Genomic DNA, 25,995 nt, shown 5'->3' on the forward strand with positions numbered 1-25,995 from the left:
AATGTCGACACGGTTAGAGACGCTGCAGCGATCGATGAATCTGTATACCGCAGTCGAGCAGATGCACTCGACGGAGCTGCAAAGGTTGACGACGGCGGTTCGCGAGGCGCAGCAGGCGATTGCCGTCGAGCAGAGTGCGGCGGAGGTAGCCCGTATCGATGGGCGTAAGGCATTAACGGAGGGCGATCGCGTGGTCTGGATGATGTCCGAGACGCAACAAGAGACCGCGGGGTGGAGGCGACAGAAGCTGGAAGAGGTTCGGATGGATCGCCAGGAATTGAGCGATGCGGCGAGAGAACAGTATGTTGCGAGCCGGTTGAAGAAGGAACAGATGAAACGTGTCTTCGAGGAGATGGAGGCACGGGTGCAGATGGAAGAGGGGAGAAGAATGCAGTCCTCCTCCGATGATCTCTTTCTATCGCGACGGCGATGGACCGATGCGAAGGAGAAGACAGAAGAGCGGGAACAGATGAAGGCTTCCTAATCGTTTCGTCGCATGTTTTGGAATGGTACTTGCTATTGCACTAGTCGCAGGAGATGGGCGAGGACCGAGATGATGAGTACGGCGATTCTGATGGCAATGGGCGCAGAGCAGAGCGGGAAGCAGTTGGTAGCCCTCGACGTAGAAAATTTCGACCGGCCCACGTTCGCGCAGACTCTCGATGCTCGTGTGGGGACCTCTCCGGCGATTTTGGAGAAGGACTTGGGGAGAAACTCCAAGGTTGCGACTCTGCCTGAGGCGGCGAATGGAAAGACCGAAGCGACTACGAAGAATCTTGTTGATGCGCCTGATCTGGCGGCTGGTGTCAAGGCGAAGATATTCGCTGGCCAGTTGACGCCAGCTCAGGTCGAGAGCAAAGAGATCAACCTCGCAAAGATTGCGCTATTGCAGCCTGCAATCGTGGCGGGAACAAAGATTCAGAAGAAGACGGAAGAGGCAGAGACGTGGGTTGCTGAACCGGTCGGGAACATAGAAGAGAACCAGACAGACACTCCCGTGGTCGCTCAGGTTGCGCCGATCGCCAGCTTGCAGACGGAGACAGGGATACCACTGGAGCAGCAGGCGGAAGGAAATCAGATTCAGCTGCCTCGGTTCCAGACGCCAGTGAGTCAGAGAGAGGCTTTAGCAACGGGCAAGGCGCTGGAGGCCGCTCCCGAGAAGAAGACAACAACGAAGACGCAAGCGGGGTATGCTAGCCAGCCGGTTGTGACTGCGAAGAGCGGGACAGTCACAATGGCTGCGGTGGCTGATGAGACGAAGTCGACGCACGGAGTTGGTGTCCAGGTTGTTGTCCAGATGGCCAATCCGATCCCGGCACATACAGCTGCGACGCCTGCTCTGCCGGTTGAGGTCGCCGCGTCTGCTACGCCTGCTAAGTGTGTTGCGATGGCTGCGTCTGGTATGCCTGCTGTGCCTATTGCTGCTTCGAATGTTGCACTCAATGTGGTGAGTGGCCAGAGCGGAGTTGGCTCTGGCGCTGCTTCTTTGTCTGGAGGTACATCGTCGGGCGTCGGGTTTGTGGCTGCCGAGGTTTCGGGCAGCAATAGGAATGCTGTGCATGGCGCGAAAACCTCTATTTCGGATCGTGAGACTACACAGGCAGCTCAAGGAGATTTGGCTGCCCCAGCAAAGCCTGACGCGAAGGAAGAGAGATCGCAGGTGGCGGCGAATGCAGGTAGTGACAGTGATACGAAGACCCGCACGACTAGCGACACTCCTGTCGCGGTGGTCCATGCTGTCGCGTCAGGCGGCGAGGTTACGGCAGGATCTGCAGCGCCGGCTATCGCGGGATTGACGAAGCTATCCGGTGGTGAGGCGGGCATCTCAACCGCCGGTTCGTCGAATGGGCTGAGAGAGCAGGATGGCTCGGACGGTGTGGTGCGGTCTATGGAGCCCATGGAGCCGATGCCGCGAACTCTGTCGGCGACTCCAACGGCTCTCGAGGTTGGTATCCCGGATGGAACGCACGGGTGGTTGAAGGTTCGGGCGGAGATCTCCGATGGCGGCGTGGTGAACGCATCGGTGTCGGCGGCTTCGCTGGCGAGTCAGGAGATGCTGCATCGGGAGCTGCCTTCGCTGACGGCCTATCTCCAGTCGGAGAAGGTTGCGGTGAACACGGTTGTCGTTCATCCGGCGGCGAGCGCGGGAGCGGAGTCTCGAAGCAACTCTGCTGGACCGGAGAGCGGAGGTAGCGGACAGGCACCACGGCAGAGCCATGAAGGAGGGCAACAACAGAGTTCGGTCAAGACAGCCGCGGAGGTTGCGGAAGGCGTCACGAGTTATAGAGGTTTGCACGGAGTTGATGAGGATGGGATGTCACCGCTGGCGAGTTATGGAAGCGGCGGAAGCTGGTTAAGCGTCAGGGCATAACCGAGGGGAATTCATTTCAACGGCATAAGACACGAGGAGGGGAACAATGGATTGGTCAAACATAACTTCGATTGTAGGGGCAGGTGTAGGGTCCGGGAGTTCAGCGGCGGGAACGGTGGCTTCGGCACTGGCTCCGCGAAACGCAGCGGTAAAAGCGATACCAAAGGCAGACAGCAGCAGTCCGGCGAGCGGGAGCAACAGCAGTTCCGCGGCTAACTCGGATATTACGTCGCAGGACTTTCTCACTCTGCTGGTGAGCGAGCTGCAGAACCAGGATCCTACGCAGCCTACGGATCCGAACCAGTACATCACGCAGCTGGCACAGGTTAATAGCCTTGAACAGTTGATCTCGATTAACCAGGGAATCGGGACTCTTGATGGTGCAGTGTCTCCGAGTTCTAGTTCAGGCTCTTCAGGATCCGGTTCAGGGTCTGGGGCGAGTTCGAATGCAGTGGCTGCGGTTGCGAGTGCGAACGTTGCAACGAGTTTGCAGTCGATTCGAGGACAGAACGCGATATGGGGCGGCTCGGCTACAAGCTAAGACAAACATTGGCAGTCCGTAGAGTTGCTTGAGAGCGGACCGCAATCAACAGAACGATCAATAGAAAGAACGAGGAGAAGACGATGGGAAATTTTTCGATTGCACTGTCAGGATTGGAAGCCGATACGACGGCGCTGAACACGATTGGCAACAATCTGGCAAACCTTAACACAACCGCCTACAAAGGACAGACGACTTCGTTTGAAGATCTGTTCCACCAGCAGCTTGGGGAGTCAGGTGCGGGCGATCCGATCCAGGTTGGATCAGGAACGAAGGTTGGTTCGACGTCGACTGATTTTAGTGAAGGAACACTTTTGCCAGATGCGAATGGAAACACGAGCGATATGGCTCTGGATGGAAATGGCTTTTTCATCGTGGAGCAGAACGGTCAACAGTCTCTGACCAGAGCCGGTAACTTTACGGTTGGCAATAGCGGCAGTCTGACTACGCAGGACGGTCAATTTGTGCTGGGCTATCCGGCCGTAAACGGAGTGGTGAACACGAACACCAATCCACAGCCGATCACACTTCCAGTAGGCGCAACCGAGGGAGCACAGGCAACGCAGAATTTTTCGGTGACAGCAAATCTGAATTCAGGAGCGACTGTCGGCACAACCTTTTCAACTCCGCTGGAGGTATTCGATTCCCTTGGACAGAGCCATCAGGCGACGATCACCTATGATAAGACCGCGACCAATTCATGGAGTTACTCGATTGCGCTACCCGCCGGTGATGCGACCGGAACTCCAGTGAACAATACGGGGACATTGACCTTCGATTCCAGCGGAAATCTGACGTCACCGACCAACACAGTGAGTGGGATCAGCTTCCCAGGAATGGCAGATGGGGCAGCGAATCTTACCTTCAACTGGAACCTGAATGGAAGTGGGTCAAGCCCGTTGGTCACGCAGCTGGCTTCGGCGAGCAGCAATGGCAATACCCCGCAGGACGGCTTCGCGAGTGGAAACTATACGGGATTCACTGTTGATCCCAGCGGGGTGATCCAAGCCAAGTTTAGCAACGGCAACTCGGAGACAATCGGCCAGGTGGCGGTGGCGAACGTTGCCAACGTGCAGGGATTAGTATCGGTCGGGGGGAATAACTTCCAGACGACTGGGGCTTCGGGGCAGGCGGTTGCAGGAGTGGCCGGAACTGGTGGGCGCGGCGTGGTCGATGACAGTACGCTCGAGCAGTCCAATGTCAACATCTCAACAGAGTTCTCTAATCTGATTGTCGCGCAAAGGGCGTTTGAGGCCAACTCGAAGACGGTGACGACCTTCGATACGATCTCGCAGGATGTGATTGCAATGGTTCGGTAACATCTCCTGAATCTGGTTGAGGCGGCTTAGCGGGTGCGGGACCTAGAAGATCGGTCCTACCGGCTGGCCGCCCTTAGCTGCTCTTTGTTGTATTTGTATGGGTCGGCGGCGCTGGGATGAGCCTCATGGGGCGATCCTGAAGATTCGCTAATGTTCGCGAACGCTTGACTGGCCACTTGTTTGCATTCTCTCAAGGCATCATGGCTACTTCACCTACAGTTCTTGCCGGCGCCTCTTCTGCGGCTCCTCCGGATTCCTCTCCCGCTTCGGTAGCGGCTCCGGTGGAAGCCAAGTTTCCGCTCATTCCCTTATTGATCGCTGTGGTGGTGGGAGTTCTCGTCGCTACGTTGGCTGTCAGCGGGGTTGGGTACTACCTGGCGCGGACTGGGCGACTCTCGGGGCGAGAGGGTGCGGCTCTTAAGACTGAAGTTGCTGCTCCGATTGCGACTCATTCGATGGTGCTGGAGCCGCTGCTGGTGAACCTGGCGGATGCGAGTGGGAGTTCCTACCTGCGGGTGGCGATGACTCTGCGAGTGGCTGACGCCACGGAGGGCAAAGAGGCCAAGCCCACGGAAGAGAAGCCCAAAGAAGGCAAGGAGAACAGTGGCGACGTAGCCGCGGTGCGCGACACGATGCTGACGGTGTTGGGGAGACAGACGGCGGATCGGTTGTTGGCTGTCGATGGAAAGGAACAGCTAAAGGCCGAGTTGAAAGCTGCGTTGGCAGAACACAACGCTGATTTGAAGGTGATGGATGTATTCTTCACCGATTTTCTGGTTCAGCGCTAAGCAAGATTGGGACCGTTGCAGAGAAGAGAGAGGGGGAGACGATGACGGGGACGGAGCTTGCGGTACTTGGTGCAGAGGGGGTGGGGATGACGGGTCTGGGTCTGGTAAAGACGACGCCGGCCGCACCGTGGATGGCACGGATTGAGACACATCCCTCATGGGAGACGCTGTCGCAGCTGCGGATCGCGATGCGGGTTGGAGTGGCTTTGAACCGATTCAGGGTGCGGGACCTGCTGACATTGAAGGTGGGGCAGGTCCTTGAAAGCGTCTCGCCTGAGACCGAAGACGTGCCGCTGATGGTTGGTCAGGTGCAACTGGGTTGGAGCGAGTTCGAGGTCGTCGATCAGCGTATGGGACTTCGATTGACTCGGCTTGGATAAGGCCGTGAGGGAAGAGTAACGGACATCGAGTGCAAGCGATCATGCGGATTTTTAGCACAGAACAAAGTATTAGAACGGGGAGTTGAGATGCGGCTTTGGCAGGGTGTGAGACCGGGAAGTTTGGAGGGAGCGTCGGTACCCGAGGTGGCTGGGCTTGCGGGAGGGTTGCTGGCGCTAGTGCATGGGTGGCGTGGACAAGGAGAGTGTAAGCAGAAGCAGCTTCAGCTGGTGGAGACGTTGTCGCTTGGCGGAAAGCGGCAGCTGATGCTGGTGAGGTGTGCGGGGGAGAGCTTTCTGGTTGGAGGCAGCTTCGATAGCGTGGAGATGATCGTGCGGTTGAGGGCTGAGACATCGCCAGACCATACGACGGACAGGATGGAGGAGCGATGCGTGTAGTGAGCCGATTTCGTTGGCTGGGGTTGGCTCTGGCCGGGTTGGCGATGGCTTTGCCTGCAGTTCATGCTCGCGCAGAGAGCTCGATGATAGTGGCTGCTGTTATGGCGCCGGAGTCATTCTGGGTCAAGAAGCCCGCAGGAGGCTCGACTGCGGGGCATGACCAGTCTGCTTCAAAGAGTGGCAGAACTGGTGTGAAGGCGCACGGGCTGGGTTCGAGTGCGAATGTGGGTGTAGCTTCGGGGGCGAAGAAGAACGATTCGATTACGTCGGAGCTTGCGGGAGGCAAGAGCGTTCCGTGGTCGATCGTGGTTGGGCTGACGTTGTTGACGCTGCTGCCAGCACTGCTTTTGTCGATGACACCGATGGTGCGGCTGCTGGTGGTGTTTCACTTTTTGCGGCAGGCGCTGGGGACACAGACAGCGCCTTCTAACCAGATCCTAATGGGGCTGGCGCTGATGATGACGTGGTTCCTTATGCAGCCAGTTTTGCTGGAGGTAGAGCAGAGTGCGGTTGCTCCTTACAGTGCGGGGACTATTACGGGCGAGCAGGCACTGGATCTCGGCGTCGCTCCGGTGAAGCGTTACATGCTCCGTTATGCGCGGGAGAAAGATCTTGCGGTGTTTGCCTCTGCAGGGATGGCTGTGCGGCCGAACAAGAGAGAGGACCTGCCGATTCAGGTGGTGATTCCGGGTTACATCTTGAGCGAGTTGAAGGCTGGATTTCAGATTGGCGCGATCTTGTTTTTACCGTTCCTGCTGGTGGACTTGGTGGTGGCGAGCATTACGACCTCAATCGGCATGATGCAGTTGCCGCCGGTTGTGATCTCGACGCCGTTGAAGATTCTGCTCTTCGTGATGATCGACGGTTGGAGTCTGCTGGCAGATCAGCTGATTAAGAGTTTTTAGGGTGGCGCGTTAGTAGCGATTGGAGCAGTGATGGGGCCGGACCAGACAGTTGAGATTCTGCGGCGGGTGTTGATTGAGGCGATGCTTCTGAGCACGCCGTTGCTGGTGACGGCGGCTCTGGTGAGCCTTGCGGTGAGTTTGCTTCAGACGCTCACCAGCGTGCAGGAGCAGACGCTGACCGCAGTTCCGAGATTGGTGGTGGTCTTTGTCATCACCGTAGCGGTGCTGCCGTGGATGGTGCATCGGCTGGTGGGCTTCACGGTGCGTTTGTTCACCGACTTTCACAGGTACCTGGGATAGAGGCCGCTATGAAACGTGAAGTAAGTGGGTTGATGGCGGATTGGCCGCAGTACCTGTCGGCGGCGGTTCTGGTGATGGTGCGGTTGAGCGGGCTGATGGTCTTCGCTCCCGTGTTCTCCTCTTCGGCGATTGCGCCTCGGATCAAGGCTGGGTTTGTGTTTGCGATGACGATTCTGCTGGCGCCCGCGGTGGCGACGGTTCCGGGCGCACGTGCCGTGCTTGATGGAAGGGCGCTGCTGGGTGAGTTGAGCGTGGGTCTGCTGTTTGGACTTTCGCTGATGTTGTTGAACGAGGCGTTGACCTTTGCGGGAACGCTGCTGGGGTTGCAGTTCAGCTTCTCGCTGGTGAATCTGCTGGACCCGAACTCGATGATTGAGACCGCGGTATTGGGGCAGATGCTGAGCTGGCTCGGGGTGCTTGTGATCATCGGCTCGGGTCTTGACCGGAGCCTGCTGGCCGCAGTGGTGAGGAGCTTTTCTGCGGTTCCTGTGGGACAGGCCGTAATGCAGGCAAAGACCGGAGTGGCACTGGCCATGATGGCGAGTGGAATCTTTCTGGCTGGGGTGCAGTTGGCTGCTCCTGTGATGGCTGCTGCGTTGGCAGTGGAGGTAACTATTGCACTGGTGGCACGGCTGTCGCCGCAGTTGCCTTCGATTGTGATCAGTGTCCCGATCAAGACGATGGTGTCGTATGTGGTCTTGATCGCGAGCCTTGCGGTATGGCCCGGATGGATTGAGCGGCACTTCACGGCTCTGCTGGATGCTGCGGCAAAGATGCTGGTGCGGGCATGAGCGCCGTGATGGCGAGTTGGAATAGAGCGGCGTGCTGCCTGAGAGGGAATCCTCATGGCAGATAAGGGCACAGAGCAGGCTACGCCACTACGCAAGAAGAAGGCGAAGGAGAAGGGCGACAGCGTTCATAGCCGTGAGTTGCTGTCGGCGATGGCGATGCTGGGCGGAGTTGTGATGCTTGGGGCGATGTCGAATGGGTTTGTTGCGAGCTGGGGCAAAGTGTATCAGGAGAGCCTGCGCTCGGCTACGACGAACGCGAGCAGCTTGAACGGAGAGCAGCTCTTCAATGTTGCGGTCAGACGAATCCTGGTGCCGTCGCTGCTGCCGGTGGGGTTGGTGATGGCGGCGAGCTTCACCGGAGCTCTGGTGTCCGGCGTGGCGCAGAGCGGTGGGGTGCAGATCTACCCGAGCGCGGTGGAGTTTAAGTTTTCGAAGCTGAATCCGGTTACGAATCTGGGAAACCTGTTCAGCTTGCGATCTGCGACGCGGTTGGTGAAGTCGTTGGTGCCGGCTTCGGTAATGGTGGTGCTGGGGTGGGGGGCTCTGAAGGCGTTGATGATTCCGATGCCTGTGATGAGTCTGCTGCGACTGCCGGCGACTTTTTCTGCGGCGTATGGACTGGCGCTCGATGCAGCATGGGTGACGCTGGCGTGGTCTGCGCTCGACTATGCGATCGAGTGGAGGAGTTGGAATCAGCGGCTGAAGATGAGCAAGCAGGAGATGCGCGAAGAGATGCGCGATGCGATGGGCAATCCTCAGGTCAGAGCGAAGATTCGGCAGATCCAGCGAGCGATGCGCAAGCGCAAGGTGAAGGCGGATATGTCGCGGGCGAGCGTGGTGATTACGAACCCCACGCACTACGCGGTGGCACTGGAGTTCAGCTTCGAGACGATGTCGGCTCCGACGGTGCTGGCGAAGGGCCGCGATCTGCTGGCAGCGGAAATTCGTGAGGAGGCGCGGTGGGCTGGGGTCCCGATCATTGAGAATCCTCCGCTGGCGAGGAGTTTATACAAGATGGTCGAGCCGGGACAGTCGATTCCATTTGATTTGTACGCGGCGGTGGCGGGAATTCTGGCTTTTCTCTATCGGCAGAAGGTTGAGGAGCGTGTGCGGCGGGATCGTCAGGAGAAAGAGAAGGAGCAGAAAGCTCAGTTGAATGGACGGCTTCTCGATGGAAGAGGCAGTGTGGCAGCGGCTGGAATGGTTGGAATGCGTGGTTTTGGAGGTGGGATGTGAGTGAAGCAGCAGTAAAGAAAAATGGCTTTCAGATGGCGAAGCTACAGACGTTGATGTTGCCTGTAGCCGCTATCAGCATGGTGTTCGTCATGATTATCCCGGTGCCGAGTGTGGTGCTGGATATTCTATTGGCCGCCTCAATTACGGCTTCGGTGATTGTGTTTTTGACGGCAGTCCAAGTGCGGAGAGCAGTGGACTTCTCCGTGTTTCCCACGCTGCTTTTGCTGCTGACACTGTTTCGGCTGTCGTTGAATCTGGCGTCGAGCCGCAGAATTCTGCTGCATGGACGGGAGGGAACGCAAGCTGCCGGCGCGGTGATAGAAGCGTTTGGGCAGTTTGTGGTGGGTGGGAACTATGTGGTTGGACTGGTGCTGTTTCTTGCGCTGATTGCGATTCAGTTTCTTGTGGTGAGCCACGGCGCGGTCAGAACTGCCGAGGTGACGGCGCGATTCACACTCGATGCTCTGCCGGGTAAACAGATGGCGATCGATGCGGATATGAACGCGGGCCTGATCGATGAGCAGGGAGCGAGGAAGCGGAGACAGGCGATTGCGCGGGAGGCTGAGTTCTACGGCGCGATGGATGGTGCGGCAAAGTTCAACCAGCGGGACTCGCTGGCGACGATCCTGATTACGGCGATCAACATTGTGGCTGGGTTGTTGATCGGTGTGCTGCAGCACGGCACGGATCTTGCCACCGCAGTGAAGACCTACACGATCCTGACCGTGGGCGATGGGCTGGTAACGATGATTCCCAGCCTGCTGGTTTCGATTGCGGGCGGCATGGTGTTGACGCGGGCTTCGTCGGCGGGGTCGCTCGATGAGGAGCTGGGAACGCAGCTTTTGAAGGGGCGCAATACGCTGTGGATTGCCTGTGGCGTGTTGCTTGGACTGGCTCTGATTCCAGGACTGCCGAAGCTGTCGTTTGTGCTGCTGGCGGTTGGGGTGGGGTTGATTGCGCGACGTCTGCCTGCGGCGAAGGATGCCTCTCTGTTGTTGGCAGAGGAGGCGGCCGAAGTCACGACAAAGGGCGATAAGGCGAAGGCGGGGGATGCGGCGAAGGGCGAGAATCTGGCTTCATTGCTGAAGATGGATGAGCTGACGCTGGAGATCGGGTTCCAGCTGATTCCGATGGTGGATGAGAAGCAGGGTGGACAGATGCTCAATCGCGTTCGTGCACTGCGTAGGCATCTGGCGATCGAGCTTGGGTTTATTGTTCCGCCGATTCACATTACGGACAACCTGCGGCTGAAGCCGAGGGAGTACGTGATGAGTCTTCGCGGGATTGAGATTGCACGCTGGCAGACGGAGCAGAACTGGCTGTTGGCGGTGAACTCGGATCCCAAGGCGCGGGTGCTTCCTGGTGTCGAGACCAAAGAGCCAGCATTTGGCGTACAGGCACGTTGGATTCAGCCGGGGCTGGAGGAGCAGGCGCTTGCCGCGGGCTATTCGGTCGTGGATCAGACGACTGTGATTGGGACGCACCTTGGCGAACTGATTCGCCGACATGCGCATGAGCTCCTGGGGCGGCAGGAGGTGAAACGCCTGCTGGACAGCCTCAATGAGAGTCATCCGAAGCTGGTGGAAGAGCTGGTGCCGAAGCTGATGACGCTGGGTGAGGTTCAGCGGGTGCTGCAGCAGCTGCTTCGCGAGCAGGTTTCGATTCGCGACCTAGGTGCGATCCTCGAGATTCTGGTGGAGGCGGCTCAGCAGTCGAAGAGCGTGGTGCACCTGGTGGAGAGTGTGCGGCAGTCGCTGGGAAGGGGATTGGTGCACTCGCTGCTGGATAACGACGGCGGCCTGAAGGTGCTGGTGCTTGATCCGGAGCTGGAGAGCGAGCTGCAGCAGACCTTTGATCCGCAGGGCGCCGGGTTGCTGCTGGGAGATGGTGCGCGCCCAGCGGGGATGCGATCGGACTTTTTGAAACGCCTGGTGGAATCTGTGAAACGCCTAACCGGAGGAGCCTCGACCTCGGCACTCCCCGTGCTTCTATGTCCGAGTCCGGCCCGTTATCACGTGCGGCGTTGGCTGGAGCCGTTTCTGCCCAAGGTGACGGTGTTGGCACCGGGAGAAATTCCTCCGGAGATTCGGGTTCGGAGCATTGGCACGGTTGGGTAGAGACGGTTCGTAGGACGACGGTAAGGGAGTAGCGGCAGATGAGGAATGGAGGAAGTATGAACACAGACAGTTCGATTCCGGTGCAGGTAGGGCAGAAGTTGTCGAAGGGGAAGCTGACGGGCGAGCAGTGGACGTCTTTGGAGGCTGCACGGTTTGACGAGGTGATGGGTATTGCGGAGGCGGGGATATTCGCTCCGTTTACCGGGGAGGCGCTGGTAGCACAAGTGGATGGCAGTGCCACGGAGCGGGACTTGCTTTTGATGGAGCATCTGCCGACGGTGCGTTACCTGGCGCGACGCATCCATGAACGTCTGCCTCAGCATGTGGAGTTGGACGACCTCGTCTCGGCCGGTGTCGTAGGTTTGATCGATGCCTTCACGAAGTTTGACCACAAGAAGAAGGTGCAGTTCAAGAGCTATGCGCAGTTCAGAATTCGCGGTGCGATTCTTGATTCGTTGCGGACGCTGGATTGGAGCCCGAGGGATCTGCGGCGGAAGGGCAGGGCGGTCGAAGAAGCGATTCGCGCAGTGACGCAGCGGGTTGGGCGAGCGCCATCAGAGCAGGAGATTGCGCGGGAGATGGTGTTGACGCTGGCAGAGTACCAGGCATTGCTAGGCGATCTGAAGGGGCTCGAGATTGGAAGCCTGCACATGGAGCGGTCGGAGGACTCTGGTGATGAGGAGCTTGCGTATGTTCCTGGTGCGCCGGAGGACGACCCGCTGTTTCGCTGCTTGAAGGGGGAGATGAAGCAGAGGCTTGCGGATGCGATCGATGAGCTTCCGGAGAAAGAGCGCATGGTGTTAACGCTTTACTACTACGAAGAGCTGACGATGAAAGAGATTGGGCTGACGCTGGGCGTGGTGGAGTCGAGGGTCTCTCAGATCCACTCTTCGGCGGTGCTGAGGCTGAGGGCGTCTCTTGCGAGTCTGCGGCCAGGCGACTCTGTCGGGGTTGTGAAGGCTAAGGCTTCGAAGCGCAATTGCTGAAGCACGTTGATGCTCTGATCCGATCATTATGAGAGATCTCTAACCGAAGAAAGGGATGCATGGGAAAGCAGCTTGGGCAGGGAGATATTGATGCGCTGTTTGCGGCGGCTGGGGCGAATGCTTCGGCGAAACCTGAAGGAGCCGAGGGGGAGGTAGTGCTGGAGCGGTATGACTTCAGCAGCGCGGGGCAGATCAGCAACGATCAGATGCGGGCGATCAGTTCGGTGAACGACTTGTTTGCGAGGAATTTGATGCACACCTTGGGGGCGTGGTTGAGGACTCCATTCAAGATGAAGCTGGTCGCAGGGGAGCAGCTCCCATTCAGCGAATTTCTGGAACGGCTCTCCTCTCCGAATTACATCTGTTCGATTCGGCTGGAGCCACTGGGAGCTGTTGGGTTGCTGGAGCTGGAGCTGGCGTTGGCATCACCAATCGTGGATGTTCTGCTGGGCGGGGTGGGGCGAGCGTGGCCAGCGCGAGAGTTGACCGGTATTGAAGATGCGATTCTGACGTCGGTTGTGCAGATGACGGTGCAGGAGCTGAACCTGGCTTGGCAGTCGGTCGGGCTGGAGTTCGTCTTTGAGAAGCGCGAGTCAGAGGCGGCGGTGGCCCGGATGTTGACTTCTGGAGAAAAGACGCTGTGCGTGAGCTTCGAGGCGCGTATGCCTGAGGCTCAGGGCGCGATGAATCTCTGTCTGCCGGCGGTTGTGCTGAATGCGATTCTGCGGCGTTTGATCTCTGAAGGGGATCGTCCCAAGAGGCGATCGAAGGAGGCGCAGGCAAGGGTGCGGCAATTGATGGGCGAGGTAAAGTTCGGCGCTGCCTTGCAGTTTCCTTCGATGAGACTTCGAGCGAGTGAGCTAGCGGCTCTGGAACCGGGGATGGTCCTGCGTCTGCCGTTGGCGAAACACGCTATCTCCGAGTTGCGGGTTGGCGGCTTGCAGCTGGGAAGAGCGCACCCGGTGAGGACCGGTGAACACCGTGGGGCTCAGCTAGAGGGCGCGATCGAGAGTGAAGACCTAAGCGGCGTTTTGGAGACTCAGAGCGCAGCCGAAACGATGAGTGTGAACTAAGAGAGGGACGAGACATGGAGAAGGTGACGGGTTCGGATGGGATTACAGGAATTGATGCTGGGATGGGACTGTTGTGTGACATTGAGCTGGATGCGACCTTGCAGTTCGGTTCGCGTGATATGTCGCTGCGAGAGGTACTGGAGCTTGGACCGGGAGACGTGGTGGAGCTGGACCGTCATGTGTCCGAACCGGTGGACCTTGTAGTGGGAGACAGAATCGTGGCTCGGGGCGAGGTGGTTGTCGTCAGCGGCAACTTCGCGCTGCGCATCACGGAAGTGGCTACGCCGCAGTTGAGACTGGAGAGCATTCGATGCCTTTTCTAACGAAGAAGACGGGAGCGATGAAGGTGAGCGCGCTGATGCCGAGTGCCTTGAGAGTAGGGAACGGGGTGGCCTGGCAGGAGGATGAGTACAGGCCGTCGAAGGAGCTTGTGGGATTTGAAGGGTATGGTCTTCCGGCTTCTGCTGGGAAGACGCCGCAGCGGAGGATATGCGAAAACTCCGAGTGTGAGAGTGGTTGGACGATGCCCTGGCGCAATCGACGCCGACCGATCTTCGAAGGACAGTGGGGATGCAGCGGACGGTGCGTGCTCGCGATTGTGCAGGCGGCAGTGCGTCGCGAGCTGCGAGATGGAGGGGCGTCGGCAGATTTGTCTCCGCATCGGCATCGAGTTCCACTTGGCCTGCTGATGCTGGCGCAGGGGTGGATTACTCACCCCCAGCTTCAGAGGGCGTTGGCGGCACAAAGAGAGAACGGGACAGGGAAGATCGGCGAATGGCTCCTGAGCGAGTGCGGCGTGGAGGCTGAGCAGATTACTCGTGGATTGAGCATGCAGTGGGGGTGTCCGGTGCTGACGACCGAGGGATTTTCTCCAGAGGCGATGGCTTTGGTGATGCCCAGGGTATTCGTTGAAAAGTTCGGTTTGCTGCCGTTGAGAGTTGCGGGCTCACGAATTTTGTACATCGGCTTCGCGGATCATCTGGATGCGTCGTCCGCACTGGCGATGGAGCAGATGACTGGATTGAAGGTTGAGAGCGGAGTGGTGGAGGGGGCCCAGTTCGAGGCTGCTCGAAGCAGGCTTCTTGCGTGCGAAGGAGTGGAGGCAAAACTGGAGACTGCTGCGGATAAGAATTCGATGGCGGCGCGGATTACCGCGGTGTTAGAACAAAAGCAACCAGTGGCGGCTCGCCTAGTACGACTTCATCAGGACTATTGGTTGAGGATGTGGCTGGAAAGCGGCACAGTGGGAAGAGCGGGTAATCTGCCGGTGTCACATGAGGACGTGAAAGACCACGTCTTTACCATCCGGATTCAGTAGCAACAACGTATGCGAGTCTCGTCGAAAGGAAAGAGAGCCGATTGGCCCTCTTTTTGTGTGAGCGAATGTTTATCGCTTCATGAAACCTGAGGTTGGAGATACACCGGAGACAGTCATTGCAGAGGTTCCGTTCGTCACCTTGGAACTCTGTTCGGGTCCGAGACCGAGCTTGATGATGGCTCGGGAGTCGGGGATCAACTTTGTCTGCCAGCCGTTATCTTCCTGAAATTTCTGCATTGCTGATTGCGTCTGGGAGTCCCAATGGCCTGATGCCTCGCCGGAGAGATAGCCGGACTTGATCAGGGAAGTCTGGATCTGGGTGGCTCGCGCATCGTCGATGGTTCGCTGACCCACTGGCTTTGCGGATTTAGAATGTTTGCTCGACACCTTGTGCGATGTGGGGCCACGACGCGGGTGAGTCAACGCCAGGCATGGGAGTGCCGTTGCCAGAAGTAACGTCGAGGTGAGAAGTTGTTTGCCAAACTGCATAGTTAGAACACCACCTTGGAGTAGATCGGTAGTGGATACCCGATACGGCCGTCGATGTTGACAGTAGAGTATCCCGATAGTAACGCGCTGCGCAACAAAAAGGTTGACTAATGGGAATACATCTTTTTTGTGGGCTATTTGTGTAGTTCATCGGGCGATGAAGCAGGAGTGAGGCTGAGATCTATCAGGACACTCCTTCTTCTGCAGTTTCGATGAGAGGAACAGCTACGGCAGCGTGCCGCCTACGTAGGAGTTGAGGTTTTTCTGGGTGGCAGACTGAATGACAAACACTACGTCGTCTTTAGATTTGAGGGTGGAGACGATGGCACGATAGCTGGCCTCATCTGTCACGGGTTTGCGATTGATTGCGGTAATGATCGTTCCTTTGCCGAGACCAATCTCATCAGCGAAGGAGCCGGGGCGGACGTTGGTGACGATGACGCCACCCTTGATTCCCACCTTGGCTGCTAAGGAGGCCGGGATCACCGAGACGGTAATGCCAAGCTTGCCCTCTCCTGCATCAGCCTCCTGCGGGGTAGAGGTGTCGTCGGGCTGGCCGGTGATGTCGGCATAAGTCTTGGCACGATCACCGATGACTACATTCGCGGTGTTCTGCTTGCCGTCGCGGAGGTAGCCTAGCTTTACAGTTGAGCCGACATGGCGGGCTGAGATGTCATTGACCAGATCATCGCCATCTTTGATGTTCCGGCCATCGATCGAGACGATGACGTCGCCTGCTTGAATGCCGGCCTTTGCTGCGCCGCCATTGGGTGTGACGACGCCAACGATAACGCCGCTCGAGAAGCCATACACCCGGTTGACAGCAGAAGACTGTGCGACCTGGAACTGAATGCCGATGGAGCCACGAACCACCTTATGTTCGGGTCCGATGAGCATGTTGTAGACGGTGGCGATGATGTTGGCGGGCATGGCGAATCCGACACCTTGCGAGCCCATGGACTGGGTGTAGATGGCGGTGTTCATGCCGACGACCTGGCCTGCCATGTCGACGAGCGGGCCGCCGGAGTTGCCGGGATTGATGGCGGCGTCAGTCTGGATGAAGCGCTGGAACTGGGTTTGAGAGACGCCGTTGGGGCTAGGCTCGTCGATGCTGCGGTTCTTGGCGGAGATGATGCCGGCGGTCACGGTCTTTGAGAGGGCGAAGGGGCTGCCGATGGCGAGGACCCAGTCGCCGACCTGTGCGCCGTCGGAGTTGCCGAGCTTGACGGTGGGGAGCGGCTCTTTGGTGTCGATCTTGATAACAGCGATGTCGGTGTCTTTGTCGACGCCGATCACGGTGGCATGACGGCCTTCGTCACCGGGACCGCCGTCCGGGTCGGTGGAGAGCTTTACGTAGATCTTGTCGGCTTTATCGACGACGTGGTTGTTGGTGATGATGTAGCCGCGAGGATCGACGATGAAGCCGGAGCCGAGCGCGCGGCGTTCGCCCGCAGCACCACCGTCGCCATCGTCGCCACCCTGGCCGCCTCCGAAGAAGCGGTTGAAGAAGTCCTGCATATCGCCTGGGGACTGCTGGCTGTCATCGTCCCCGTTGGGGTCGCTCGGCTGGGGTGTTTTCTGCGTGCCGCGTCTGCCACGTCTGCTGGTTGATGGCTTGGGTAGCTCTTCAGTATTGATATTGACGACGGCGGGTCCGACCTGTTTGACGATCTGGGAGAAGCCATTGGAGAGCGCGACCGGAGAGGGAATGACGAGCGGTTTGGCGTCGCTGGAGTTGACCTCAGACTGCTCTTTGCCGCTGACATTGCGCGTGAGAATTGAACCTGCGAGTATGCCGACCGACAATGTGGCGAGAAGGGTGAACGTCGTGGCGAGGCGATGGGTTCGGACGCGTTCGAGCAAGGTGGAGGATGTGTTCTTCGGTGTATCCATTAGTAGGTCTTGACCTCAGTATTATGTGTTGCTGTGTGCCGGATCGTGTGCGCGGCGTAAAGTTAAGTATAGTCGCTGCGGTGTCTTGTGCTTTGGCCTGAGGTGAGGTCAGCCTCACAATCTCATTAGACGCAAAAAGAAGACGAAAGTCTGCGTAAAGCTCAGGCCGGGTAGGTAGGGATTGGAGCTTCCGAGGGAAAGAGCTCGATGAAGGCGATCCCAGAGAGAATGAGAGCAGCTCCCAGGAGAGAACGGCGGCCTAGATGTTCGTGCAGGACGAAGAATGAGGTAAGGCAGGCGAAGATGGGCTCGAGAGTGAGGAGGATCGCGGTGTGGGTGGGGGGTAGGTGCTGCTGCGCCCAGCTTTGGATGGTGAAGGCTGCGGCTGTCGCAAGGAGGCTGGTAATGGCGAGCGCTGTGACTAACCGAAGCGTGAGGGTGAGATGAGGCCTTCCGCCTAAGGGTAGGGTAATGGCCATCAGGAATGCAGCTGCTCCGATCTGGAGAGTGGCGAGCTGGGCGGTTGGGACCTTGCGGGAGGTATGAGCCAACGACAGGAGATGGGCGGCGAAGGCTATGGAGCAACCCAGTGTGAGTAGATCTCCCGCACCGATGCTGCTGGAGAGATTCCGCCAGGATGTTCCGGCGGGCGTAGTGAGTAGGAGAAGCCCGGCGAAGGCGAGGATGGCTCCGATGGCGGAGGTCCAGCGGGGAGGTGGTGTTCCTTGCGGGCGAATCGCAGGAATGAGGGTGAAGAGGGGGACGAAGACTACGACCAGACCGGTGATCAGGGCGGACTTCGCCGCGGTGGTGCGGGCTAGGCCGGTGGTTTGGAACTGGTATCCAGCGGCGAGGAAGAGTCCGACGATGACGCTGGACACTATGGTTTCGCGGTTAATGTCGTGGAGTTGACGATGGTTCACGATGGCTAGGGCGATGAAGGCAAGAGCCATTCTGAACAGATTGAATAGCAGGGGTGAGATGTCCTGGAGCGCATCTTTTACTAAAACGAAGGTGCCCGCCCAGATGATGACGACCGCGAGAAGTAAGAGGTGGGCCAGGGTGGTGGGGCTTAGTTGGCGTGGCAACTAGTTGCTCGCTCCGGCGTTGGGCTTCGGTGACGAGTAGACCGTTTCGCCGTTCACGATCGTGCGAAGGATCTTGGTGTGGAGGAGTTGCTGCGGGGTTGCGGTGGTAATGTCACGGTCGAGAACGATGAGGTCGGCGAGGTATCCGGGTTCGAGACGGCCCTTCTGATGTTCGCGAAACTCGGCGAAGGCGGAGGCCTGAGTGTATGCGTAGATGGCTTCGTTAGGAGAGATTTTTTCTTGCGGCTGAAACGTCTGGGTGCCGGCTTCGTTCTGGCGGGTGATCGCAGCGTAGAGTCCGCGGAAGGGGTTGATGGACTCCACCGGGTAGTCGGTTCCGAAGGCGAGGGTGACGTTGTGGTCGAGGAAGCTCTTCCAGGCGTAGGCGTACTTTGCGCGCTCGGGGCCGAGACGGTCTGTGGCCCACTTCATGTCGGTGAGGAGGTGGGAGGGTTGCATGGAGGCGATGACACCCTCGCTCGCGAAGCGATCGAAGTCTTCGGGAAGCAGGACCTGGGCGTGTTCTACGCGGAAGCGGAGGGCGGCGGGGGTGGGGTCGGGTGGGGGTGGGGCGGTGACGATGTGGGGGTCGGTGGTGTTAGGGGGTGGCGGGGGGAGGGTGGCGACCTGGTCGGCGGCGCCGAAGGCATTGAGGGCCATCGCGTTGGCACGGTCGCCGATGGCGTGGAAGCCCAGCTGGAAGCCTGCGGCGGCGCGCTCGGAGGCTAGTTGGGTGAGCTTGTTCTGGTCGTAGCGGGGAAGGCCGGAGTTGTTGGGGTCGTCGGAGTAGGGCTCATCGAGGGCTGCGGTGCGGGAGCCGAGGGAACCGTCCATAAAGGCCTTGAGCATGGTGAGGTGGAGAAGCGGGTCGTCTCTGGGGTGGCTGGCACGGCGTTCCTTGAGGACCTCAAGGGGCTTGTCGAAGGGGAGCCACTCGGCGAAGCGGAGGTGGAGCTTGTTCGCGTCCTCGAGCTCTTCGAGGGCGAGGAAGTCCTCCCAGTCGGAGTAGTCCTGGACGCTGGTGACGCCGTGGGCGAGGGCGTCGTTGATGGCGAGGTTGAGGGCTTTGGCGCGGTCTTCGGGGCTGGGCGAGGGGATTTTGTTGAAGACGAGGTTAGTCGCGGCGGATTCGCGGAGGATGCCGGTGGGGTTGCCGGAGGAGTCGTGGTCGATTTTGGCTCCCTGGGGGTTGGGGGTCTCGTCGGTGATGCCGGCGGCGGCGAGGGCGGCGGAGTTGGCGAGGGCGATGTGGCCGTCGACGCGCTCGAGGATGCAGGGGTGGCCGGCGGTGATGGGATCGATGTCCTCGCGGGTGGGGAGTTTGGCTCCGGGCCAGAGGGTGTGGTCCCAGCCGCCGCCCTGGAGCCAGGAGCCGGGCTGGGCTTTGGCGGCGTAGGTGCGGATGCGTTGCTGCATCTCGGCAAGGGATCTGACTCCATCGAGGTTGATGGAGAGTTGCTGGCGGCCGGCGGAGGCCATGTGGGTGTGGGCATCGTTGAAGCCGGGCATTGCGAAGGCGTTGTGCAGGTCGATGATGCGGGTCTTCGGGGCCTTCAGTTTGAGGATCTCGGCATTGGTGCCGGCGGCGAGGACCTTTCCTTTGGCGATGGCCAGGGCCTGGACTTTTGCGGGGGTGGGGGAGGGGTCGTTGGGGCGGAGGTGGGTGCCGGTGAGGATGTTGCCATGGAGGTAAATGGTGTCAGGCGGAGTCTTCTGCGCCTGGGCGAGGGTGGTTAGGAGGAGAGTGGCGGTGAGAGTGAAGGGTTTCACGAGTGGAGTGTATCGCGGAGTGTGGTGGTGTTTGTGGAGAAGTGTGGTTTAGAGCGGGACTTTTGTTGACTGCACCCTCCCCCTCCCCTCCTTGAGGTATTTTTCAGGGAAGTGTATTTGAATCAGTGGCTTACAGGTGGTTGATGGCGCTAAAATATAGAAGGTAAATGAGTTGCGCACAAAATACTTGTTTTGTGGGTGTTGCGGGTATTACTTCGTCTGAAGGTGTAGGTTTTATCCTGCGTGACTGCTGACCACGCATGGGGGCTGTGTTGATATCTGATTTATTGGCTTAGTTCTATTATACCGGGCGGAGCATAACTGATACGCCACGCTAAAGTTCGCGGCTGGAGCGGGTTTTGTGTGATTAGGGGCTTGACAGGTTTTGGAACAGACGCGGCAGAGGCTGTGAACAACTTGTTTTAGGGAGACTCTGATTAAGTACCAGCATTCCCTCAGCGACTAAAGTCGCGTTCCAGCGGATCAACTGCGGCGGGACTAAAGTCCCGCCCTTTCAAAACGACTTAATCAGAGGATACTCAGGCCAGATCGCCCTCGGGCGGGGCGCTGGCCTCCCTTCATTTTGGAAACGTCGACAGTAAGGCGCGCGTTTCTGCGACGACACGGTCTTGAAAGTTGGGGTCGCGAACGAGCATGGAGCCGAGCATTGGGCGTCCACGCTCGTCGTAGTAGATGCCGGTCTCACCGGATTCATTGATCAGGATTTTGGTGATCACGCTCGCGGCTCGCTTTGGGGTGCTCAAGATCTTGATGAAGGGCATGAGCAGCGGCACTAGCAGCGGAATAATGAATGTCTGCAGAGAGCGCACAAGGGCCCCGGCGTCGTGCCCTCCCAGACCGGTGGTTGGATTCAGGCCTGGCTCGACTGAGTTGAAGTGCAGCCGTGGAGTTTCACGGGCGAAGGCCATCGCCGTGGCGAGGTTGCACTGCTTCGAGGTGGCGTAGGCGTCTGCGCCCGGCATCCTGGAGCCGCCGGGGTTCCACTCGCCGCGCGTGCTTGCCTCGGCGGAGAGATAGCGGCTGCCGCGGAAGCCCGCCATCTTCGCCGGCTTGCGCTCGGGATCTTCTACAGCGGAGGCGACGAAGATGACGGTCGCACCATCGGGGAGATGCGGTATGAGCGCTTCGGTCAGTACGAATGGGCCGAGGTGGTTGGTTGCGAAGGACATGTCCCAGCCCATTGCATTCTTTGTAGCGCGCCTCTGCATAATGCCGGCGTTGTTGAGCAGCCCAACAATTGGGAGATGGAGCACGACGATCTCCGCAGCGGCGCGTCGCACGCTCGCAAGATCCGACAGGTCGCAGACGACCGATACCGCATGGCCGCCTTTTCGCTCGATAGCCTTCTGCAATTCATTGAGCTTTACGCGGTCGCGTCCGACCAGGACGACCGTGCCGTGCGTGGCCAGCTCAAATGCCGTGCAGCGGCCTATGCCGGAGGTCGGGCCGGTGATGAGGTACGCCTTGCGATTGGTGGGATTGTTCGACATCTTTCCTCCATTTAGTTGTGTGTCTAGTCAGTCATTATTTGGCTAAGAAACTGGCTAGGTCAAGACGCGCCACAGGGCGTCAAAACCGGCTTTGCAGTGCTTGTCCGCGTTGGCTGGGTCTTGGACCATGAAGTCCATCGTTGCCTCGGCCAGCGAGTTCATGATCGCGACGACAAAGCCCATCGGAGCTCCGCGCAGGGGACCATTGGCGCGACTGCGTTCCAACAGGTCGCCGATGGCTGTCATGGTCTTATGCCCGGCGGCACGTGTCGCGGGCGTGATCTCGTCGGAGACGCCGAGTTGGGTGAGCGCGCGTCGCTTCTCGGGATTGGAGACTGCCCAGGCCATCCAGTTTGTCCAGACGTGAGATACCTGGGTCCGAAGCTCAGCCCCGGGCCGAAGTCCTTCGAGGGAGGCAGAGGCCATCCCGGCTTTCAGTTCGAGATAGAGTTGATTGAATAGATCAGCTTTGGTCTCGAAGTAGGTGAAGAGGGAACCGTTGGCTACGCCAGCATCTCTAGCGATGACTGCGGTCGGTGCGCTGAGCCCCTGGGTGACGATGACGCGAGTTGCCGCTGTCAGGATGGCGCTGCGCTTGTCTTCACTTCTTGGTCTGGCCATCGCTTTTGTTCCCTTGGGCTGCATATTTAGCATATAAGAGAGTGTCTAGTCAGTCAATACGCTTGTACAAAACGCCCTATGCGAGCGACGAGCGATACAGCATTCAGGAACTATGCCATCATGGCGCTTCCCGCTATAAGTGCGAGAGGCGCCATGATATGGACTGCCGGGGACTGGTGCTGTCGGGTGTTTAGTAGGGGCGGTAGTAGCCGTAGGGCGGTGGGTAGGCGTAGCCGTAGGGGGGTGGCGGAGGTGGATAGCCGTAGACCACGTGCGGGTGTACGACGGCTGGGGCCTGCTGGATGATGGTTGGGGCGGGTGCCTGGGCCTGGACTACGACGACCGAGGGGTTCTGTTGCTGGGGATAGTAGGGCTGGGGCGCGTAGGACTGCTGGACGGGTTGCGGATAAGCCGGCTGGGGATAGGCCTGTTGGATGGGGGCGGCCTGCCGCTCCACTGGAGCTGGGGTGGGATCGGCGTAGTTGAAGCGGGAGATCATCTCGGGCTGATGCTGGACCTCTGACTTGGTGGGGATGCCTATGTCGTCGAGGAGTTTGATGGTGAGGCGGGTCTCGGGCTTGAGGACGGGGTAGGGTCCGCGGCGGGGCAGGTTGATGAGATCGATGGGCCAGAGGACGGGGATGAGCCACTCGATGGTGTCGCGGGTGGCGTGTCCGGTGCCGAGGATGCGGCCGTTGGAGTCAACGCGATTTTTGCCGGAGTCTGCGATGACGCGGGTTGAGATGGGGATAACGGTGTCGTTGCCTACGACGATGCGATCGAATTTGAGCTCCATCCAGCCTTTGCCGACAAAGTGGCCGGGATCTTTGTAGTCTTCAAAGCGGCCGACGAGGTAGCTACCGTAGGGGAGAACGGAGCGACCGTAGAGCTCGACGCGGCTGAGCTGGCAGAGGACGGGGTCGCCGAGGTGAAAGGTCTTGGATGAGATTTTGTCTGAGACCATGCACTGCATGACGGAGCCGGCTGGAATGAGCTGCTCTGCGCCTGCGGTGAGGGAGACGGGCAGAAGAAGGAGCAACGTGGCAAAGATGCGCTTCATGGGGGACCTCCACAACACACGGAGAGCTGGAGTGCCGTGTGCTTTACACCTTGGGTTCGCCGGATCGCGGGGGTTGATCTCGAGACGTGCCAGAATGTTAGGCAGATTCTTGGGCAGGATTTTAGCTTAATTGTGGCGGCTTGCCACTTAATTTTCTGTGGATCGAAATTTAGGCACCTCCAAAGTTTGCCGCTTCTGGTCAGGACCCTTCGTTGGGGTACCTTAGCTCTCGGCTATATCGGCACAAAGGTTGATCTCTTTAGTGCTTTGCAAAGTTTTTGTGCTGTCTGCGGTGGGAACACGGTAGTTTTTGCAAAGTTGCTAAGAAAAATTGATGAGTAGGTTCGACTTCGCTCAGGTCAGGATGACGGCAAAGGCTTAGAAGGCTTGAGACAAATGCTAGTTGTTGCCAGGGAGGCCTTCGGCCACGAGTTGGGTGGTGTCGAGGAGGGTGAGGAGGATGCGGCGGAGGGCGGTCTCGCGGCCGGTGGGGTCGTACCACTCCTGAAGGGTGTGGATGCCTCCGCCTATGCCGCCGCTGCCGAGGGCGAGGGCGGGGATGCCGCGAGAGAGGGGGATGTTGGCGTCGGTGGAGCCGAGGCGGAGCTCGGTGCGGAGGGAGAGATGGCGGTCGACGGCGCGGAGGGTGTGGAGGAGGGGGGAGTCGTCGGGGAGGGTGGCGGCGGGACGGTTTCCTATGGTCTCGATGTGGAGCTTTAGTGGTGCGGTGGTGGTGGATTGTGCGGTGACGATGTCGTCGAAGATCTGGTGGACGCGGGAGGCGGTGGAGGTGAGTAGGGTGGAGTCGGTGGAGCGGAGATCGAGGAGGGCGGAGGCGGACTCGGGGATGGAGTTGATGGAGGTGCCGCCGGAGATGTGGCCGACGTTGAGGGTGGTGAGGGGGTCGGTGGGGAGGTTGAGGGCGGCGATCTCCGTGAGTGCTTTGCTGAGGACGAGGATTGGGTTTGGGGTTCCTGCGTCGGCCCAGGAGTGGCCGCCGGGGCCGGTGACGGTGACGCGGAAGCGGAGGCTGCCGAGGGCTTGGTTGATGGCGGCGGCGGTTCCTCCGCCTTCGAGGATGAGGGCGGCGGCGATGCTGGTGCGATAGGGGCCGCGCTCGAAGAGGTGACGCATGCCGCGGAGGTCGCCTTCGCCCTCTTCACCTACGTTGGCGGCGAAGAGGATGGGGATGGGTGGCGTGATGTTGGCGAAGCGAAGGGCTGCGGCGATGGCGAGGAGGGCGGTGAGGCCGGCGGCGTTGTCGCAGATGCCGGGGGCGGCGATGCGGGGTGAGTCTTTTTCTTCGGTGAGGTCGATGGGGGTGTTGGGGGGGAAGACGGTGTCGAGGTGGGCGGAGAGGAGGATGCAGGGTTGGAGTTGGCTGCTGTCTGGCGATGAGGGTTTGTCTACGGTGCCGTGGTCAGGGAGAGTGTCAGCGGCTTCGATCGAGGTGTCGTTATTTAGAGCAGGAGAGGATGCTGCTTCGGGTTGGAGTTCGGCGAGGGCGTTGCCGGCGTCGTCGAGGTGGAGGTTGGTGAGGCCGAGGTGGTGGAAGCGCTCGAGGAACCAGGCGGCTCGGGCGGATTCGCCGAAGGGTGGGGCGGGGATGCGGACGAGCTCGAGCTGCCACTGGCGCAGTTGGGGTTGGTGGAGGTGCAGCCAGTGAAAGGCGCGGTGGACGGCGGTGAGGGTGGCAAGGCGAGAGATGCGGCGCTGGGCGTTCGCCGTCGATGCGGCTGTGGCTGGCATCAGGAGTTGGCCTCGGCTTCGGTATGCGTGATCTCGGCGTCTGTATATAAGACCTCGACGAGGAAGAGGCCGCGGGCGGGGGCGGTGGGGCCGGCGGCGGAGCGGTTGCGGGCGGCGAGGATCTTTGGAATGGCGTCGGGGGGGAGGCGGTTGGCGGCTGCTTCGACGAAGGTGCCGACGAGGTTGCGGACCATATGGTGTAGGAAGCCTGAGCCGGTGATTCGGTAGATGAGGAGGTCCTCTTGTTGGTGCCAAGCGGAGTGGAAGATGGTGCGGGTGTTGTCGGTTGGGATGGGAGAAGGTGTGCTGTCAGTCGTTGGCGTGACTGCGGCTTCTTCTAATGATCTGGTGCGGGTGGTGAGGTCTGGGTCGGCGGCGGCGAAGGAGGTGAAGTCGTGGGTGCCGAGGATGTGGATGGCAGCTTGTTGCAGGGCGGCGAGCTCGAGGGGAAGGCGGCAGGCCCAGACGTAGGGGGCAAGCATGGGGGAGCAGATGCGGTCTTCGTCGTCGCACGAGGGGAGGATGCGGTACTCGTAGGTTTTGCGGCGGGCGCTGTGGCGGGCGTGGAAATCTTCGGAGACGGCTTCGATGGCGAGGATGCGGATGCTGGGTGGGAGGGCTCGGTTGAGGGCGCGATGGAGGTTGGCGGCGGGGATGGGGACGGAGAGCGAGAAGGTGGCAACCTGGCCGAGGGCGTGGACTCCGGTGTCGGTGCGGCCGGAGCCCTGGGGGAGGACGGTTTCGCCGGTGACGCGATGGATGGCCTGGGCGAGGGTTCCCTGAACGGTGGGGAGAGAGGGCTGGATCTGCCAGCCGTTGTAGGGGGTTCCGTCGTAGGTGAGGATGGTCTTCCAGTGCGGCATGGGCTGCTTTGGACGGTATCACGGTTGGGAGGGATGAAGTAGAGGACGCGGGCGAGAGCAGCTGTTGGTAAGGGCAGGGGGTTGATATACTTACCGTATCGTATCCAGATACTCACTTTTGGGAATGTAGTTTTACTGAAGATGTTGGGAACGAAGCGGGCGATGAGTGCGTATCTGTGCTGGAACCCCGACAACGTTGATGGTTAGAGCGGTGTTTGGGTTAGCAGGATTTTTCCTAGTGTCGTGGCATAGGTGCCTTCGCATGTCTGTGGCTGTCATTTAAGAGTCGTTGGGAAGGTGCTGCGCGTCTGAATAAGAATTGCAAAATCTGGTTGTGAGGCTGAACCCCTCGTGTGGTTGAGCGGGGTTGGGAGAGCTGTTGAGTCACCGGGAGTTCGGTGAAGTTGATTATTCCGGTGTAGGGCGTTGC

General features: G+C 59.4%; 25 protein-coding genes. 16 read left to right on the forward strand and 9 right to left on the reverse strand.

Features of this window, described 5'->3' with window-relative positions:
* Nucleotide 1: 1 nt before the first annotated feature.
* The 16 genes from HDF08_RS07910 to HDF08_RS07985 all read left to right on the forward strand — a co-directional run bounded on the left by HDF08_RS07910 (nucleotide 2) and on the right by HDF08_RS07985 (nucleotide 14,521).
* Nucleotides 2-484, forward strand: coding sequence for a hypothetical protein (locus HDF08_RS07910; RefSeq protein WP_179637943.1), 483 nt, complete (start codon nucleotides 2-4; stop codon nucleotides 482-484).
* A 69-nt stretch (nucleotides 485-553) separates the two neighbouring features.
* A complete protein-coding gene (locus HDF08_RS07915; protein WP_179637944.1) occupies nucleotides 554-2,371 on the forward strand; it encodes a hypothetical protein in 1,818 nt (605 codons plus the stop codon).
* Between the two features lie 46 nt (nucleotides 2,372-2,417).
* On the forward strand, nucleotides 2,418-2,912 hold the full coding sequence (locus HDF08_RS07920) for a flagellar hook assembly protein FlgD (protein ID WP_179637945.1): 495 nt from the start codon (nucleotides 2,418-2,420) through the stop codon (nucleotides 2,910-2,912).
* A gap of 83 nt (nucleotides 2,913-2,995) precedes the next feature.
* Nucleotides 2,996-4,231, forward strand: coding sequence for a flagellar hook protein FlgE (locus tag HDF08_RS07925; RefSeq protein ID WP_179637946.1), 1,236 nt, complete (start codon nucleotides 2,996-2,998; stop codon nucleotides 4,229-4,231).
* A 200-nt stretch (nucleotides 4,232-4,431) separates the two neighbouring features.
* Nucleotides 4,432-5,019: a flagellar basal body-associated FliL family protein gene (locus HDF08_RS07930; RefSeq protein ID WP_179637947.1), complete on the forward strand. Its 588-nt coding sequence runs from the start codon at nucleotides 4,432-4,434 to the stop codon at nucleotides 5,017-5,019.
* A 41-nt stretch (nucleotides 5,020-5,060) separates the two neighbouring features.
* Nucleotides 5,061-5,399 (forward strand): FliM/FliN family flagellar motor C-terminal domain-containing protein, encoded by a 339-nt coding sequence (locus HDF08_RS07935; RefSeq protein WP_179637948.1) that lies wholly within the window; start codon nucleotides 5,061-5,063, stop codon nucleotides 5,397-5,399.
* A gap of 87 nt (nucleotides 5,400-5,486) precedes the next feature.
* On the forward strand, nucleotides 5,487-5,795 hold the full coding sequence (locus HDF08_RS07940) for a flagellar biosynthetic protein FliO (protein ID WP_179637949.1): 309 nt from the start codon (nucleotides 5,487-5,489) through the stop codon (nucleotides 5,793-5,795).
* Nucleotides 5,795-6,700, forward strand: a complete 906-nt coding sequence (gene fliP, locus HDF08_RS07945) for a flagellar type III secretion system pore protein FliP (protein WP_373563138.1) — start codon at nucleotides 5,795-5,797, stop codon at nucleotides 6,698-6,700. The genes HDF08_RS07940 and fliP overlap by 1 nt, the downstream gene beginning before the upstream one ends.
* A 30-nt stretch (nucleotides 6,701-6,730) precedes the next feature.
* Entirely contained in the window at nucleotides 6,731-7,000 is a 270-nt protein-coding gene (locus HDF08_RS07950) for a flagellar biosynthetic protein FliQ (RefSeq protein ID WP_179637950.1), read from the forward strand.
* Nucleotides 7,001-7,008: 8 nt separating this feature from the next.
* Nucleotides 7,009-7,791: a flagellar biosynthetic protein FliR gene (locus HDF08_RS07955; RefSeq protein ID WP_179637951.1), complete on the forward strand. Its 783-nt coding sequence runs from the start codon at nucleotides 7,009-7,011 to the stop codon at nucleotides 7,789-7,791.
* Between the two features lie 54 nt (nucleotides 7,792-7,845).
* Entirely contained in the window at nucleotides 7,846-9,027 is a 1,182-nt protein-coding gene (locus HDF08_RS07960; RefSeq protein ID WP_179637952.1) for an EscU/YscU/HrcU family type III secretion system export apparatus switch protein, read from the forward strand.
* A gap of 32 nt (nucleotides 9,028-9,059) precedes the next feature.
* Complete coding sequence (flhA, locus tag HDF08_RS07965) at nucleotides 9,060-11,144, forward strand: flagellar biosynthesis protein FlhA (RefSeq protein WP_179638877.1); 2,085 nt, start codon at nucleotides 9,060-9,062, stop codon at nucleotides 11,142-11,144.
* A 56-nt stretch (nucleotides 11,145-11,200) separates the two neighbouring features.
* Nucleotides 11,201-12,130: a sigma-70 family RNA polymerase sigma factor gene (locus HDF08_RS07970; RefSeq protein ID WP_179637953.1), complete on the forward strand. Its 930-nt coding sequence runs from the start codon at nucleotides 11,201-11,203 to the stop codon at nucleotides 12,128-12,130.
* A 59-nt stretch (nucleotides 12,131-12,189) separates the two neighbouring features.
* Nucleotides 12,190-13,203 carry a flagellar motor switch protein FliM gene (locus HDF08_RS07975; protein ID WP_179637954.1) on the forward strand — a complete coding sequence of 338 codons (1,014 nt, stop codon included), beginning with the start codon at nucleotides 12,190-12,192 and terminating at the stop codon, nucleotides 13,201-13,203.
* A gap of 14 nt (nucleotides 13,204-13,217) precedes the next feature.
* Nucleotides 13,218-13,526 (forward strand): FliM/FliN family flagellar motor switch protein, encoded by a 309-nt coding sequence (locus HDF08_RS07980; protein ID WP_179637955.1) that lies wholly within the window; start codon nucleotides 13,218-13,220, stop codon nucleotides 13,524-13,526.
* Nucleotides 13,514-14,521, forward strand: coding sequence for a GspE/PulE/PilB domain-containing protein (locus HDF08_RS07985; protein WP_179637956.1), 1,008 nt, complete (start codon nucleotides 13,514-13,516; stop codon nucleotides 14,519-14,521). The genes HDF08_RS07980 and HDF08_RS07985 overlap by 13 nt, the downstream gene beginning before the upstream one ends.
* A 69-nt stretch (nucleotides 14,522-14,590) precedes the next feature.
* On the opposite strand, the gene HDF08_RS07990 is transcribed toward HDF08_RS07985, so the two are convergent.
* The 9 genes from HDF08_RS07990 to truA all read right to left on the reverse strand — a co-directional run bounded on the left by HDF08_RS07990 (nucleotide 14,591) and on the right by truA (nucleotide 25,565).
* Nucleotides 14,591-15,010 carry a peptidoglycan-binding domain-containing protein gene (locus HDF08_RS07990; RefSeq protein WP_179637957.1) on the reverse strand — a complete coding sequence of 140 codons (420 nt, stop codon included), beginning with the start codon at nucleotides 15,008-15,010 and terminating at the stop codon, nucleotides 14,591-14,593.
* A gap of 225 nt (nucleotides 15,011-15,235) precedes the next feature.
* On the reverse strand, nucleotides 15,236-16,903 hold the full coding sequence (locus HDF08_RS07995) for a trypsin-like peptidase domain-containing protein (protein WP_179637958.1): 1,668 nt from the start codon (nucleotides 16,901-16,903) through the stop codon (nucleotides 15,236-15,238).
* A 161-nt stretch (nucleotides 16,904-17,064) separates the two neighbouring features.
* Complete coding sequence (locus HDF08_RS08000; RefSeq protein ID WP_179637959.1) at nucleotides 17,065-17,991, reverse strand: DMT family transporter; 927 nt, start codon at nucleotides 17,989-17,991, stop codon at nucleotides 17,065-17,067.
* Entirely contained in the window at nucleotides 17,992-19,761 is a 1,770-nt protein-coding gene (locus tag HDF08_RS08005; RefSeq protein WP_179637960.1) for an amidohydrolase, read from the reverse strand.
* A 578-nt stretch (nucleotides 19,762-20,339) separates the two neighbouring features.
* Entirely contained in the window at nucleotides 20,340-21,272 is a 933-nt protein-coding gene (locus HDF08_RS08010) for an SDR family NAD(P)-dependent oxidoreductase (protein ID WP_179637961.1), read from the reverse strand.
* 54 nt (nucleotides 21,273-21,326) lie between these two features.
* Nucleotides 21,327-21,893 carry a TetR/AcrR family transcriptional regulator gene (locus tag HDF08_RS08015; protein WP_179637962.1) on the reverse strand — a complete coding sequence of 189 codons (567 nt, stop codon included), beginning with the start codon at nucleotides 21,891-21,893 and terminating at the stop codon, nucleotides 21,327-21,329.
* Nucleotides 21,894-22,083: 190 nt separating this feature from the next.
* Nucleotides 22,084-22,953 (reverse strand): hypothetical protein, encoded by an 870-nt coding sequence (locus HDF08_RS08020; RefSeq protein WP_179637963.1) that lies wholly within the window; start codon nucleotides 22,951-22,953, stop codon nucleotides 22,084-22,086.
* Between the two features lie 399 nt (nucleotides 22,954-23,352).
* Nucleotides 23,353-24,702 (reverse strand): M20/M25/M40 family metallo-hydrolase, encoded by a 1,350-nt coding sequence (locus tag HDF08_RS08025; protein WP_179637964.1) that lies wholly within the window; start codon nucleotides 24,700-24,702, stop codon nucleotides 23,353-23,355.
* Nucleotides 24,702-25,565 (reverse strand): tRNA pseudouridine(38-40) synthase TruA, encoded by an 864-nt coding sequence (gene truA, locus HDF08_RS08030; RefSeq protein ID WP_179637965.1) that lies wholly within the window; start codon nucleotides 25,563-25,565, stop codon nucleotides 24,702-24,704. Before truA ends, HDF08_RS08025 begins: the two co-directional genes overlap by 1 nt.
* Nucleotides 25,566-25,995: the final 430 nt, after the last annotated feature.

This window comes from Tunturiibacter empetritectus (genome assembly GCF_013410875.1).
Taxonomy (GTDB): Bacteria; Acidobacteriota; Terriglobia; order Terriglobales; family Acidobacteriaceae; genus Edaphobacter; species Edaphobacter empetritectus.